The organism is uncultured Aquimarina sp. (genome assembly GCF_947500065.1).
Classification (GTDB): Bacteria; Bacteroidota; Bacteroidia; order Flavobacteriales; family Flavobacteriaceae; genus Aquimarina.
This window is the reverse complement of record NZ_CANMQT010000006.1, coordinates 288,398-303,699: the sequence shown is the minus strand read 5'-3', so window position 1 is coordinate 303,699 and position 15,302 is coordinate 288,398. Positions and strand designations below refer to the sequence as shown.

At 32.8% G+C, this 15,302-nt stretch carries 15 protein-coding genes; 10 read left to right on the top strand and 5 right to left on the bottom strand.

Features of this window, described 5'->3' with window-relative positions; translation table 11 throughout:
* Positions 1-16 precede the first annotated feature (16 nt).
* Together Q0975_RS18530 and Q0975_RS18525 are read left to right on the top strand one after the other, a co-directional pair.
* On the top strand, positions 17-652 hold the full coding sequence (locus Q0975_RS18530) for a hypothetical protein (protein WP_299439376.1): 636 nt from the start codon (positions 17-19) through the stop codon (positions 650-652).
* A 61-nt stretch (positions 653-713) separates the two neighbouring features.
* A complete protein-coding gene (locus tag Q0975_RS18525) occupies positions 714-1,226 on the top strand; it encodes a hypothetical protein (RefSeq protein ID WP_299439374.1) in 513 nt (170 codons plus the stop codon).
* Positions 1,227-1,255: 29 nt separating this feature from the next.
* On the opposite strand, the gene Q0975_RS18520 is transcribed toward Q0975_RS18525, so the two are convergent.
* Positions 1,256-1,732, bottom strand: coding sequence for a hypothetical protein (locus Q0975_RS18520; RefSeq protein WP_299439372.1), 477 nt, complete (start codon positions 1,730-1,732; stop codon positions 1,256-1,258).
* Positions 1,733-2,058: 326 nt separating this feature from the next.
* On the opposite strand from Q0975_RS18520, the gene Q0975_RS18515 reads away from it, so the two are divergent.
* On the top strand, positions 2,059-3,939 hold the full coding sequence (locus tag Q0975_RS18515) for a PAS domain-containing sensor histidine kinase (protein ID WP_366889131.1): 1,881 nt from the start codon (positions 2,059-2,061) through the stop codon (positions 3,937-3,939).
* A 10-nt stretch (positions 3,940-3,949) separates the two neighbouring features.
* Here the strand turns inward: Q0975_RS18515 and Q0975_RS18510 are convergent, their stop codons facing one another.
* Positions 3,950-4,774: an alpha/beta hydrolase gene (locus tag Q0975_RS18510; protein ID WP_299439369.1), complete on the bottom strand. Its 825-nt coding sequence runs from the start codon at positions 4,772-4,774 to the stop codon at positions 3,950-3,952.
* 386 nt (positions 4,775-5,160) lie between these two features.
* Here Q0975_RS18510 and Q0975_RS18505 point away from each other — a divergent pair, with 386 nt between their 5' ends.
* The 7 genes from Q0975_RS18505 (at position 5,161) to Q0975_RS18475 (ending at position 12,692) form a co-directional block, all read left to right on the top strand.
* Positions 5,161-6,684, top strand: a complete 1,524-nt coding sequence (locus Q0975_RS18505; protein WP_299439368.1) for an FAD-binding oxidoreductase — start codon at positions 5,161-5,163, stop codon at positions 6,682-6,684.
* Positions 6,685-6,829: 145 nt separating this feature from the next.
* A complete protein-coding gene (locus tag Q0975_RS18500) occupies positions 6,830-7,195 on the top strand; it encodes a hypothetical protein (protein WP_299439367.1) in 366 nt (121 codons plus the stop codon).
* A 540-nt stretch (positions 7,196-7,735) separates the two neighbouring features.
* The gene (locus Q0975_RS18495) at positions 7,736-8,887 is read left to right on the top strand and encodes a helix-turn-helix domain-containing protein (RefSeq protein ID WP_299439366.1); all 1,152 of its coding nucleotides are present in this window, start codon (positions 7,736-7,738) and stop codon (positions 8,885-8,887) included.
* Positions 8,888-9,014: 127 nt separating this feature from the next.
* Entirely contained in the window at positions 9,015-10,529 is a 1,515-nt protein-coding gene (locus tag Q0975_RS18490; RefSeq protein WP_299439365.1) for a serine hydrolase, read from the top strand.
* A 166-nt stretch (positions 10,530-10,695) separates the two neighbouring features.
* The gene (locus tag Q0975_RS18485; protein ID WP_299439364.1) at positions 10,696-11,022 is read left to right on the top strand and encodes a lysozyme inhibitor LprI family protein; all 327 of its coding nucleotides are present in this window, start codon (positions 10,696-10,698) and stop codon (positions 11,020-11,022) included.
* A 328-nt stretch (positions 11,023-11,350) separates the two neighbouring features.
* Positions 11,351-11,872 carry a hypothetical protein gene (locus tag Q0975_RS18480; protein WP_299439363.1) on the top strand — a complete coding sequence of 174 codons (522 nt, stop codon included), beginning with the start codon at positions 11,351-11,353 and terminating at the stop codon, positions 11,870-11,872.
* A 244-nt stretch (positions 11,873-12,116) separates the two neighbouring features.
* Complete coding sequence (locus tag Q0975_RS18475; RefSeq protein WP_299439362.1) at positions 12,117-12,692, top strand: hypothetical protein; 576 nt, start codon at positions 12,117-12,119, stop codon at positions 12,690-12,692.
* A gap of 43 nt (positions 12,693-12,735) precedes the next feature.
* On the opposite strand, the gene Q0975_RS18470 is transcribed toward Q0975_RS18475, so the two are convergent.
* From Q0975_RS18470 to Q0975_RS18460, 3 genes are all read right to left on the bottom strand, one after another.
* Positions 12,736-13,203, bottom strand: coding sequence for a MaoC family dehydratase (locus Q0975_RS18470; RefSeq protein WP_299439361.1), 468 nt, complete (start codon positions 13,201-13,203; stop codon positions 12,736-12,738).
* A 197-nt stretch (positions 13,204-13,400) separates the two neighbouring features.
* Positions 13,401-14,138 carry a 3-oxoacyl-ACP reductase FabG gene (gene fabG, locus Q0975_RS18465; RefSeq protein ID WP_299439360.1) on the bottom strand — a complete coding sequence of 246 codons (738 nt, stop codon included), beginning with the start codon at positions 14,136-14,138 and terminating at the stop codon, positions 13,401-13,403.
* Between the two features lie 141 nt (positions 14,139-14,279).
* Complete coding sequence (locus Q0975_RS18460; RefSeq protein ID WP_299439359.1) at positions 14,280-15,257, bottom strand: NADPH:quinone oxidoreductase family protein; 978 nt, start codon at positions 15,255-15,257, stop codon at positions 14,280-14,282.
* Positions 15,258-15,302 lie beyond the last annotated feature (45 nt).

The window sequence follows — 15,302 nt, the reverse complement described above, 5'->3', positions numbered from 1 at the left end:
ACTATTAACCGACCTGATGGAACAAATAGCATTAACACTCATCTATATTCACGCTTTCTTTGGTGGTATTGGGTTGTTATCTGGTTTAGTAAGTATCGTTGGTAAAAAAGGAAGGTTTTATCATCGTAAAGCTGGAATCATATTTTCCATTGCAATGTTTATTAGTGCTTCGATTGCAATTCCTATCACCCTATTACCGAATCATGAAAACCTATTATTGCATTTGCTCTCTATTTTCACTATTTACTTAGTGATTTCAGGAAACCGAGTGCTTCGGTTTAAGAAACATCATACTCTAGGAGTATTAGATATCGCGATTACCAGTAGTATGGGATTAGTTTTTCTTGGAATGATCTTTATTGGTATCTATAATCGAACGCAAGAGATCCCTAAAAGCACTTTATTCTTCTTTTTTGGAGGATTTGGCATAATGGCTATAGTAAGAGATATTAAGCTCTATAAAGCATTTAAAACAAATCCTACTGCCTATCTATCTAATCATATCGGTAAAATGTCTGGTGCTTATGGAGCCGCTGTAACTGCTTTTTTATTAGCTGCATTAAATTCAAGTACCCTATGGGTTTGGCTAACTCCTTCAATTATCACATTAGTATTTGTTATTTTTTGGAGACAAAAAATTTCCAAAACATAGATTTGTTTTGATGATGTAACAAAACTTATAGCAAATCGTCTGATAACCAAACTCTTGTTTTATGACTTTCCGAAAAATTATTGAGCGAACATTGCGTTATTTTGTTGCGTTTTTCATATTTGTCTATGGAGCAGCCAAACCACTCCAGTTTGGAAACAAAAATGATTTTCCCGATAAACTGGTAAGCGAATTAAGTGGCATGGAACTTATGTGGTCTTTTTTTGGATACACCCAGACCTTACCAATAATTATAGGAATACTGCAAGTTACCGGAGCATTACTTCTATTATCTCAACGCGCCAAAATCATTGGAATATTATTACTGATTCCTATTATGACTAATATTGTATTATTTGATGTTTTTTATCAAGTAAAAACTGGTGCTACTATGAACGCTATCATATTTCTTGCTATTCTATTGATATTACTTTTTTTTGAACGAAAAATAATAATCCAGACTTTTAAAATAATCACAATAAAAAAAGAGAAAGATCCCAAAAGAACCCTTCTCTTCATTGTTAGTACTGTATCTGCAGTTTTACTATTTTTTATTTATACATATCTACAGAAGTAATAATTCACATAACATTATAAATACTATCTCTAGAATCGTCTGGTAGGCAAATCTCTGTAGGTAACTGTTAGTCCTTGATACATTCCCTGCCAATCATTGTCATCTCCTGTCCAACCAAAATGATTTTGTTGACTATGAATCACCTCATCTACATCATCAATTTGCTGACGCCCCCCAGGAACACCAAAACAACCAGTATTATTTGCTCCAAACCAAGAAGTTGGTGTCATAGCAATCATAGAATGTTGCAAATTCCCTCCATAATCCCAAAAACCTATAACTGAACTTGCTTTGACTTGAATCTCTACTCCTATTCTGGCTGCAATACCCATATCTGGAAAAAACATACGCTCTGCATCAACCGAAGAAATATTTTCTAAAGGATCTGGATAATCACCTGTAAAGTTACCATTCGCTATCAACCAGCGAAACACAAAAGAATGACATATTTCAGAATCAGGACTCGTACCTAACTCCGGAACATATGTGCCTAAAAAGATACCCATGTTTAGTTTTATTTAAAAGGTTAAAAAGTTATTGATATTGTAAAAAATTAAAACAACAAATGATTGTCAAATTTTCAATTTAAAGATACAAAAAACACTGTTACAAGGAGTAACAATAGATAGGTAAAATAATACAATAACTTTTGGACTAAAAAACATACATTTTTTCAGTAACTAAAATACAATTACTTTTGTATCTTCGAAAAATACATACTATAATCAATTTTCCCTTACGGGTTTATACACATTGATCATCTTTCGGGCTTTTATTAATAAAAAAACTATTCCTTCACCCGCTGAAAGACAAAGGTGATTAATTATGTTTTATGGAGGCAATTAATTTTTATCAAATATCAATTTTTCTTTTACAAGGGTTCATTATTTCCTTTTTAGTATTAACATTATTCCATTTTCGAAAAGTAACAGGTAACGGACTGTTATTTACAACATTGGGTATGTTTCAATTTATTCAGGTATTCACAGCTACTACTATGTACTTCGAAATATTTGATGGTATTACTGTATCTCCTGGTTCCTCCGTTCTATTCTCAGTGACACTTTTTACGGTATTAATATTTTATATTAAAGAAGATGCTTTAGTAACACGAAGGCTTATCTATGCACTAGTAATTGCGAATCTAATGATTGTGATCCTATTGCTGCTTTTTGGGATTAATTTAGAAAATTCTAGCATGCATCAAGTATCCTTTACTATGTTATCAGACTTTTTTAATACAAATGTTATTCTTTTAGTATATGGTACTATACTCCTATTCATGGATTCGATTTTGATCATTTTTATCTTTGAATACATTTCAAAACATATTCAAGTTCTATTTTTAAGAATATTCCTAACCATGCTTATTGTCCTTTCTCTAGATGCTATTTTATTTAGCGTGATAGGGTTTTGGAGCTCTAACAACATAACTAATTTTCTAATTTCAGGGTTATCTTCTAAAATGGTAATGAGTTTTTATTATGGAATTTTGTTTACTATTTATATAAAATATTTTCAAAAAGAAGTTTCGGAAAATAGTTACTCTTCTTTTAAAGATATATACCATTCTCTTACTTATCGTCAAAAATTTGAAGAAGCAGAAAAGGTTATACAACTCAGCGAAAGCAGATATCAAACACTTACAGATATATCACCAGTTGGTATATTTATGACCAAAGCTAACGGTAAAACTACTTTTGTAAACGAAAAATGGTGCAAAATTGCTGGTTTATCACAGCAAGAAGCGATGGACGACGGATGGCTTAAAGCGGTACATCCTGAAGATAAAAAGAAGCTAAAATCAGGCTGGTATGACGATGCCGGAAGAAGAGAAACCTCTCATGCAGAATATAGATTTCTCCGACCTGATGGCACCACTAAATGGGTGTTAGGACAGGCGATTCCTGAATATAATGAGAAAAAAGAAGTGATTGGTTATGTAGGCACTACTACAGATATCACCGAACTGAAGCTCTACGAAATAGAGTTAAATAAAATGAAGGACAAGGCCGAAGAAAGTGATCGGCTTAAGTCTGCCTTTTTAGCAAATATGAGTCATGAAATTCGTACTCCTATGAACGGTATATTAGGTTTTGCAGAACTACTTAAAGAACCTATTCTTACGGGAGATGAACAGCAATTGTATATCAGTTTGATTGAAGAAAGTGGTGCGCGTATGTTAAATATCATCAGAGATATTATTGACATTTCAAAAATCGAATCTGGTCAAGTAAAAGTTTTTCTATCTGAGGTAGATATTAATGAACAAGTTACATATTTATATCAATTTTTTAAACCTGAAGCAGACAGAAAAGATCTACAGTTATCTATTAGCAATGGCTTACCAGATAATAGTGGTCTTATTAAAACGGATAAAGAAAAATTTAATGCTATACTCACCAATCTTGTGAAAAACGCTCTTAAATACACCCCTGAAGGCTCTGTCTCATTTGGATATGAAGTACAAGATGAGTTTTTGCAATTTTATGTAAAAGATACCGGTATGGGTATTGCCAAAGATCGGCAAAAAGCCATTTTCGAACGCTTCGTACAAGCCGATATTGAAAACAACTATGCTATAGAAGGCGCAGGTATAGGATTGTCAATTGCCAAAGCATACAGCGAGATGTTGGGTGGTAAAATTTGGCTTGAAAGTAAAAAAGATTTAGGTTCCATCTTCTATTTTACCATTCCTTATACTAAAATATAATAGTAGAATACTACACTTTGGTATTAATCCAAGAAATAATTTTCTTTATAAACTTCTCTTTTTCTATATCATTATGGAGTTCGTGATATCCATCATCAAAAGAAACAAATTCAACATGATCTGTTTTCTTGGCAAATTCTAGACTCGCATTATAATCCGTTATTTGATCAGCCGTTCCGTGTACTAATAAAATAGGTTTTTCTAATTGAGAAGCATGAGCTATCGCCCACTCACCAGCATCTATGACAGGTATAGAAAAATTAGAACTTACTTTATCGTGTACTAAAGGATCATTTTTATATTTCTCCACTTCTTCTGTTACTCTAGAAATCGCTTGAACATCCAATCCTGAAGGAAGCGTTATCGAAGGTGCTATTTTCTGAAATAGCTTACCCATAGTCAATTTCCAAGCAGGTGGTTGAAATGCTAAACGCAAAAACGGACTGGTCAATATTGCTCCAGCTATCTCACCATTGTTTCGCATTACATAATTGATTACCAAATTCCCTCCCATACTATGACCGTAAAGAAAAACTGGAAGATCACCTGCAATTTCCTTTGATTTTCGATAGACCACATCTATAACTTCTATAAGAGCTTCATAACTCGGGCAATGCCCTCTTTTACCACCACTCTTTCCATGACCAAAATTATCATACGTAATCACCCCAATATTTTTCTCCAATAATTGTGGAATTACATAATCCGCATACCGAGATGAATGCTCTCCCATACCATGTACTAAGACAACCATTGCTTTACTATCTTCAGGTAACCAATACTGCCCAAAGAGTTTGTGTTTTTTATACTCGAAAAAATATTCTTGATGTTGCATGGCTTAAATATACTATTACTATTTTATTAATTAGAATTATAATCCTTAATTGAATTTAGATTTTTATTATTAGTTTGATTCCAACCAAAGTTCTAAAATACGAATATAACCGAAGTGCCGGAATAACAGAAAAAGGCTCACAGACATATCATTTGTCGCAGATAAGAACCCTAAAAAACGTACTCTAACACCTCTAGCACTTGTTTCTAAAAAAAAAAAAGATTTCTCAGTATGTCAATCACATAAAAGATTAAGGGTTTATACGGGTTATAAATTCCAACGATTGTTCGTAGCTTTAACATCTATGTCAGCCATGTTTATGGCTACAATTGTTCTCCCCAAAGTAATACAATAATCCAGGTATTAATTAATAGAAGTAAATCATTATGATCAACTGTAAAGAATTAAGGAATAAGTTTAAAGAGCAAGGCTGTACTTTTACAATCGTATGTCCTACCGATCCTGATTATGATAAGAGTCGTATTATTGCCAATTCTAGGTTTAATTATTATCCACTGGCTATTGGATATTGCGAAAATGCAGAAGATGTATCTTGTGCTATCAAAATTTGCAAAGAAGCAGGATTACATCTTCGTATACGATCAGGAGGTCACCAGCATGAAGGAATGTGTTCTGATAACGATGTTTTTATCATCGATTTATCCAAAATACACACCATTCGATACACAGATAACACCAATGATTACGCTTGGATTCCACCTGGAAAAAAATTGCAAGAAGTATACAAAGAATTAGAATCTAAAAATCGAATCATTCCTGGAGGTGGTTGTGGTTCTGTTAATGTTGGAGGATTGACACAAGGTGGTGGATGGGGATTATCAGCCAGAAAATATGGACTGACCGCAGACAATATCATTGAAGCAGAAATTGTGCTGGCAAACGGAAAGATCGTAAAAGCCAATAAAGATAGTTACTCAGAACTTTTTTGGGCAATCAGAGGTGGCGGTGGTGGTAATTTTGGGGTAATCACTGACTTTTTATTTAAGTTAAGTCCACTTAAGGACAATGTAACTACGTTTGAGCTACATTGGCCTAAAGACAAAATGCTAAAGATTGCTAAAAAATGGATGCAAGAACTACCCACACATACCTGTAATCTAACTACTGCTTGTCGTCTTTCTGTTACTGATCAAAATACACCTTCTAGAACAGCTATATTGTTAGTAGGGCAATTCTATGGAGAGATCCCGGATTTACAAAAGATTTTGCAGCCATTTTATGATATTTCTAAGCCAACGTATGAACTGTATGAATCACAAACCTATACAGAAATAGTTAATGCATTACTTCATTCTAAAAAGCAAAGTGAACCATTGCCAAGTCTTTTAGCTAAACGACAAACTCGTTTAGGTAGCCTTTTACAACCAACAGTATCTCTAGTAAAGGATGAAGAAGCGCCAACGCAGACTTGTGATGGACCACACCCACATAAAATCTCTTCAGCATTTCCGATATATGATGATGCGTTAGTGGATAAAATCGTTACCTATCTTGATAACACAAAAGCCTCTGAAGTGGTTAATCTATACCTAAGCTTACATGGAATGGGTGGAGCTATCCAGGATTTTACTGAGGGTCCATTCCCATATCGAGCAAAAGACTTCTTACTCCAGTTCCAGGCATGGTGGTCTAATCCTGAGGATCCTAATACAGAAAAATATATAAAATGGATTGAAGATTTCAGAACAGCCTTACAACCACATGTAGAAGGGGCATTTATCAATTTTCCGGATGCAAGTCTAGTGAATAGACCAGATACTCCAAAAGGAAGAATTGAGCTATTACAATATTATTATGGTGACAACCTACCTAAATTGATTGAAATAAAAAAACAAGTCGATCCAGAAAACTTATTTTCTTTTGGAATGAGCATCCCAACAGAAACCTAAAATATCGTATCCTTGTTACTATAACACATATGCTAATGAGGAATTAATATAGGGTAAAGTTTATAAAAGAATATATAGTTACTTTTGATGATTATATGCAATTGTTGTGATTCATTAAAAAAACTATCTAAATTTTTATCTATAAATGCTAGTTGAAAATAAAATACCATATAATAATGCTTTTTGGAATTATCTAAATCATCAACTTCTAAATCAGTTTAATAAAAATGGGTATAATTACACTGGGATGTACCCTATTGAAATATCAATAAGTTCGCTTTTTAAAAAAAGAAAAACTAACGAATCCGCAACGGTTAAAACAACAATTTTGTTTGTTGAAAATGGAGAAGAAAAAGAATATTTAGGAAGAGTAATTTTCGGAAATTATTCACGCAAAGCTTATGCAAATATTAAAGGAACTGATTTCACAAAATGTTATCCGAAATCAGATTTTATGGAATGGATAAAAATTGATGAACCAAATAATGAGATAGAAATAAACCTAAAATAACAAAATCACAACCTAAGTTGGAATTAATTATCAATGAGTAAAATTAATCTCTAAACTTATAAATTATACTGCAAATATAACGGACAAGCGGAATGGGAAGACGACTCTAGAGTAAGAAAACCTAAAGATGTTCATGAAGGAATAGGAAATGACTTTCATATAATAAGTACAATATCTAACAATTTATTTATGATCAAATCTGGATTGTATAGTAAGGAACTGATGGAATTATTTGAAAATTAATAGATATTCCCCTGTCTCAAAAGAGTATGAAATAAAAGACTCGAATGAAATAAAAAAACACATAACACCATATATATGATCAGCAGCTAGATGATGAATCGAATCGTTTCTGTATTTTTGGCAAGACACAATGCTTGCAAAAAGTAAAACTTAGCAAACAATACACACCTGCCTGCCATCCGCCAGGTAGGCAGGAAGAAATCGAAAAGCAAGGTAACTATTTTACTTTGCTACAACACCATATATTAAATGTTACCAGCAATTGCTTTGACAAATGCAAAATAGAGACTTAGTTAAATGAATAGTGAAGTAACACTCAATTTATCGGAATTCTTTCTTCAAATAATCACTGCAGTATTAATCATAATATCTATACTTTTTTCTTTTTTTCTAATTACTGTTAGAACAAATAACAAGTTGCCGAATATCTTGCTAGCATTATATCTATTAATTGGAAGCTTAGATATCAGTTCCTATTTTTATAATACTTTTTCGTATGTCCACCCTATTATAGACATGCTTAGGCATGATATTGCAGGTTTTCTAGAACGACCGTTATTATATTTATTTGTAATTTCAATTCTTTACTCTGATTTTAAAATTAGATTCAAACATCTATGGCATTTAGTTCCTCTTTTATTAAGTACCATAGTATTATTCCCTAGGTTTTATTTGTCATTTATTCTTGGGGAATTACCAACAAATTCGAAAGAAATTGAAGGCTCATTTACTTATATTCTGGCAACATTTCAAAGATTGGGCTACATCATAGCTACATTTCTCGCACTTTGGAAATATAAAAGAATAATGTACGAAAATTATTCTTCGACCATAAAAGACAATTACAACTGGTTGTTTCAAATGAATGTAATATTAACTATTCTATTTGTAGCAACCGTGGCTAAGAACATCTACAAATTTAGTTCTTCACCAAATTACATGATAGAGATAAGGCTCATTATCCTTATTCTAATTTTAGCTTTTACTTGCTGGTTAATACTAAAGGCCTTACTTATACCAAAAATGTTTAGAGGGATTGATTCTAAAATTCAATTGATATCTACATTGGTTAATTCTAGAGCGGGTGAAAATTATAATCATCTAGAATCCATATCCAAAAAGATTAATTCATTGAAGTTGTATATGGAAGAACAAAAACCCTTTTTAAATCCAAATTTGACCATTAAAGAATTAGCAAGCGATCTGGATATGACACCACAAGAATTATCAATTCTCATAAACCATCATATTCATAAAAACTTCTATGAATTTATTAACGACTATAGAATTGAGGTTGCTAAGAAAATTTTCCAAGACCCAAACCAAAAAAAAACTACCATCCTGGAAATCTTATATGAAGTTGGCTTTAATTCAAAATCGTCATTTAATTCTAGTTTTAAAAAACACACAGGGCTAACTCCCACTTCGTATAGAAAACAATATTCCTAAATCAAGAAATTATCTAAAAAAATAATTTCAGATTTTTAGAAAAAAAAAGGTTCGAATAGTTTATTCGGTCGCATACGAATATAAGCTAAACTACTTTTGGTTTTTATAAATATTAATACTATCCATTATGAAAATTAAAATGAGTCTTATTTACACTTCTATATTTTTATTAGCATTTACTAGTTGTAAAAGTTCGGAAGCACAAAGTAGACAGAAATTAGTGAACGAATCTAAAGATAAAATTATAGAAGAAAATAAGTGGATTGCGGCTACCATAGAGTCGGCAATGATAGAAAACAATATTCCTGCTGTTTCCATAAGTGTAGTAAGAGGAGGTGCTATTTCATATGTTGATGAATTTGGTATCATGAAGCGAGGAAGCGAAAAAAAGATCGATAAAAATTCGATGTATGAGTTAGCATCTATTGCCAAAACGTTTACTGGAATTATTACAAACTATTTAATAGATGAAGGGAAACTAAATTTAGAGGAACCTATCATCACTTACTTAGACAATGTATTGACAAAAGAGGCAAAAGAAAATTTAAAAAATGTACAGCTTAAACATTTAATGTCTCATACAGCAGGAATTCCTCATAGATTATGCTCAATATACAATAAGCAAGAGTCTAATTATACTAAAGGATATACCGAACAGGAATTCATCAATGATTTAAATAAAATCGTTTTAAACTCTGAACCAGGAGAAAAATTTTCTTACTCTAGTTCCGGATATAATATCGCAGGATACATTTGTGAGCTCGTTTCAGGACAAAGTTATGATGAGCTTTTAAGGGAATATGTTACGGGAAGGTCTATTAAATATGGCATGAAAAACACCGTCATTTCACTAAATGAAAAACAAACAAACAATTTAGTAACAGCTTATCGTCCTGAGAATAGAAGTAAACCCGCTAACGTTAAAACCGATTGGGGTAAGGCTGTTCCTGCAAGTGGTACTTATTCAACTGTTACCGATTTATCCAAATTGGCTATTGTGCAAATGCGAGCTTATCAGGATTACAAAACCAATGGCATTAGAACACCTTTAATTCTTACAGATTTCGATGAAATCACCGGAGATTATGGATTAGGGCTTATAAAAGGAGAAAAAGAAAACTATACATTTTATGTGAACGAAGGAAACAACAATGGGTTTAGAACATTGTATCTGCTTTTTCCAGATTACGATATTGCTTTGATTCTTTTTACTTCTAGTGGAGGTCCTTGGATGGGTCCTCTAGCTACTGAAATTTATCATAAGCTAATTGAAATGCCTTATTCGAAGCCAAAAAAGTCGCTAGCTCAATCCTTTATTGATATTATTCAGAACGAAAATATGGAAACTGGAATCCAATTTTTCAATAAACACAAAGCCTTGGGAACTTATTATTTATCAGAGGCAGAGATGAATCAAGTTGGATATGCTTTGTTAAAGATGGATAGAATAAAGGATGCAATTGAAGCCTTTAAATTAAATGTTGTAGAATTTCCAAAATCTTCAAATGCATATGATAGTTTGGCAGAAGCGTATTTAAAAAATGGAAATAAAAAACAAGCTCTTTTAAATTATGAAAAATCGCTAGAATTAGATCCAAAAAACGAAAATGCAAAAAATATTATAATGAAATTGAAATTATAGAAATGACTACTACCTATAAGACGTGTATAATAAATGCTTAACTTCTGCTCTAAGCAAAACGTATACATTTAAACAACCATTTATTGTAACTAAAAATCCTGTGAATTCTAAGTCACACCAGCCATACACAAACAAGTTGATAACAATCTAAAAAAAACTCTGAAAAATGAATCGAATACTTTTAATATTATTTCTAACTTTTTATTTGCCTTGTTTTTCGCAGACTCAATCAGAAATGAATAAAGATGCGAATAATGAATATCAAAAAGCTGACATTGAACTTAATAATGTTTATCAAAAAATATTGATTGAATATAAATCTGACTCAGTTTTTATTGACAGACTTAAAAAAGTTCAAAGAATTTGGATTTCATACAGAGACGCTGAATTAGAAATGAAATTCCCGGCAAAAAATAAGCAAGCGGAATATGGAAGTGTTTATCCAATGTGCGTTTCCAACTTTTTGAAAAAACTTACTGAGCAGCGAACTTAAAAATTAAACGTTTGGCTAGCTGGAATTGAAGAAGGTGATGTTTGTTCTGGTTCGGTTATAACGAAATAAAAGCCAGTAGGCACCATTGCATATATGATCATAACAACTAAACTAAGTGATCGACCGAATAGTTGTTGCATTTTTGGAATGGAAATATATACCAGTCAAGCTGAGTACAAGCTTTTATAAATTAAACAAGAAATAAAAATGCACACCTGCCTGCCATCCGCCAAGTAGGTAGGGATAAATCGATTGGTTCATGCATATTTATCTTGCTCCCATTCATATATTTGGCATTATATGCAATAAAGACAATGAAAAATAAAGAATGAAAGTTATACTTAATGTTGGAATTATATTGCTCCTAATTATAAGCTGCTCTAAACCCAGAGAAATATCTCTCTTTGAAAGAACTGAAAATTTCAAAATTTCCGAGTGCAAAAAAGAATGTGGTGTTGATTCAATCGGAATTAGGCTAAATAAAGTTAAGAACGGAGATTTATTTGTAAGACTGGGATATATTGTTAATTGTTCTTGGGGAAATGGATACTTAAAGAGTGTTATAGACAAAAATGACACTTTACTAATTAAATTAGATAGACCTCATGATATTGACACTTTAAGAATAGATACTTTAAAAAACAATGTGATTGAATATGAGATTGAAGAATCATATCCTTTGACTGATTGCGATTGCTTTTTTTATTTTGATTTTACCATAAAAAACTTTAAGAAAACTCCAAAATTAATACGTATATCTGAACAGTTTGAAGAAAACAAATATTGGGATGAAAAAATTCCACTAAAAATAGTTGATGATACAGAAGAAATCGCTGACGAATTCGAATAACACACACTACATTATGTATAAAATCAGAGCAAATTTTAGCCCTAAATCAAAAGGTTATTTCCTTTTATCATAAAACTCAAATATCTTTGGTTTCGAAAGAAGTATAGAAAGGATATTTTACTTTATTCGCAATACATAAACAAGGGAAATTTTATTTATTTGCACGGTACAAATAGTGAAACTATCGAAAACAATTAGTAAAATTGCACAGATAACATTCATCATTCACACCAAAACAATCTTTATGCTATCTATTTTTAGGATTACTCTTATCTTTTGCATACTAACATTTTTTTCTAATTCCACCAATGCTCAACCTACCAAAGGTCAATCTATCGATGTAGAGATTGGATATGGAATAAGCATTCCTTACGCTTCATCTTCTGAGGCAATTGGCTCTGGTTTTTATGCCCAAGGGGAATATGCTCTAGGAATTACCAAATGGTTTGGGATTAGACCCTATGCTGGAGTTATTTTAACCTGGCCCGACAATAATGACAATACACTTAATCAAGATAATCTTGAGGTTACATCAAGAGCATTCCTAATTGGTGGTAAAATTCGTCTTGCTGCCCCAATTCCTTGGGTAGCGCCGTTTATAGAATTTGGCATTGGAGCATCTATCGGTTCTTTTAAAAATTTTGATGGAAGAACTGAAAATATCGAAAAAAGTGGAATAATAGATCATTATCCATTTACATTAGGATTAGCTATTGGCCGTAACCACAACTATGAATTTTCATTCGCCTATTACTATCAACCTGAGGTAGAACAATTTGTGGGAGCAATAACATTAGGGTATTCTTTTCCTTTAGACTAACACATCATCCAGAGATAGTTTGTCTAGGATACATATCAAACTCCTACCCTTCGAACATCAAAGAAACAAATTCTGCCACGCATGCAGGTTTATCAACACCTTCTATTTCCACAGAACAATCCCAAGTGATTTTTAATCCTTCATTCGCATAAGGTTCTATCATCTTAATACTACTATGTAATCTCAATCTACTATCTACCAACACAGGGCTTGGAAACCGTACTTTATTGAGCCCATAATTAACACCCATCGCAAAGCTTTCTATATAGATCAGATCCATTAACATCTTAGACAATAAAGAAATCGACAGAAAACCATGTGCAATAGGCTTTTTAAATGGTGATTCTTTTTTGATGCGTTCTAAATCTACATGCACCCATTGAAAATCCTGCGTTGCTTCTGCAAAAGCATTGATCATTTCCTGTGTAACGGTTAACCACTCACCTATTGGTAATGGTTTCCCTTCATAGGTTTTAAACTCTTCAAAGTTTTTACAAATTAGTTGATTCATGATTTTATACTTTATGAATCGATGTCACGCTGAGCTAGTCGAAGTGAATTGACAACTAAAGTTTTACTTATCTTCGACAAGTTCAGATTGACAAGGATATTATACTATATGCTTTATTACTCATTTCTCAAGAAAAGCTATATCTTAATCTCAAAAGTTCGTAGGCTCAAAAACTCACAATCTCAAACACTCGCTAACTACCTCGAGATTCCTCCGTCAATTGTTAGGCAAATACCCGAAACATATGATGCTTCATCTGATGCCAGATACAGATATCCATATGCTATATCTAGTGGTGTAGCTGCTTTTTTAAGTGGAATCTGTGATTTAATACTTTCAATATGCTCTTCAGGTATTTGTTCTGTCATTTCTGTTAAAGTAAAACCTGGTGCTAATGCATTAGCTGTAATACCGTATTTCCCTAATTCCATCGTCCAGGTTTTAGACATTGCAATTACTCCTGCTTTGGTTGCAGCATAGTTCGTTTGCCCAAAATTACCTCGCAATCCAACATTAGACGCTGCAGAAACAATACGACCATATCCAGCGTCTTTCATGTACTGCGAAACAACTTGTGTACATAGAAAAACACCTTTCAGGTTTACATCAATTACTGCATCCCATTCTGCTTCGCTCATTTTATGAAGCGTACGATCCTTAGTAATACCTGCATTATTAATCAGAATATCGATTTTACCGTATTTTTTATGAATTCTTTCAGCTTCAGCTTCGATAGCAATTTTATTTGTCACAGAAATATTCGTGAATTCCGCTACTTGGCCTTTTGCTATAATCTCTTTAGCAACACCTTCACCTTCGGTTAATAAATCCCATATTATCACTGTTGCACCTTCTTGAGCAAACAATTCTGAAATTGCTTTACCAATCCCTCTGGCACCGCCTGTTACAATTGCTACTTTATTTTTTAGTCTCATGTTTTTTTGCTTATTATTTTACGATTTCCTATTCCTTGAGAAAGCCTTCCTAACTATCACACAGGAATCAAAATAAGAGTGTTCACTATATATCTCGATACAACTCTCCTATCGTCGAGTCAATCGATATGACTTTATATATCAAGAACACTGAATCACTACTTTACCTCTTACTTTTCGTTCCATCATTTCTTCTAAGGCATTAGGAGCTTCTTCTAATGGATATATTTTATGAATATGTGGTTTAAGTTTCCCTTCTTCGAGCCATTGCATTAATTGCATCGTGTTCTCCAAGTTTTTCTTGGGAGTTTTCATAGCAAAATTACCCCAAAACACTCCTACTATAGAGCAACCTTTTAACAATGCCAGGTTCAAAGGAATCTTTGGAATTTGTCCTGCAGCAAAACCTATAACTAAATATCTGCCTTCCCAAGCCATTCCGCGTAATGCCACTTCAGAATAATCACCTCCTACTGGGTCATAAACAACATCTACTCCTTTTCCGTTTGTTAATTCTTTTATTCTAGACCTCAAGTCTTCTTCTGAATAATTAATGACCTCATCAGCTCCGTATTCTTTACATAATTTGAGTTTTTCATCAGAAGAAGCGGCGGCAATTACCTTAGCTCCCATTAATTTCCCTAACTCTACAGCAGCAAGACCTACACCTCCAGAAGCTCCTAATACCAATAATGTTTCTCCTTCTTTTAGTTTTGCTCTATCTTTTAATGCATGATATGATGTTCCATAAGCAATCATAAAAGAGGAAGCTATCGGGAAATCCATTTTTGGTGGCTTTTTGAAACATACATTTGCTGGAACAGCTACTTCTTCTGCATATCCTCCTTGCATTACAAACCCAAAAACTTCATCACCTACCTTAAGATGCTTGACTCCTTCACCCACTTCTTTTACCACTCCCGCTACATCGCTTCCTGGTGTGAATGGTAATTCTGGCTTAAACTGATATAATCCCTGAATGATAAGGGTATCCGGAAAATTAACTCCACAAGCTTCTACAGCTACTACAACTTCATTCTCTTTAGGCTTTGGACTTTCTATATCTTCTAACACCAAATTAGATGGTTGACCATATTGTTTACAGACTATTGCTTTCATAATAGTTTTTGAGTATTTGAGTATTTGAGTATTTGAGGAATTAAG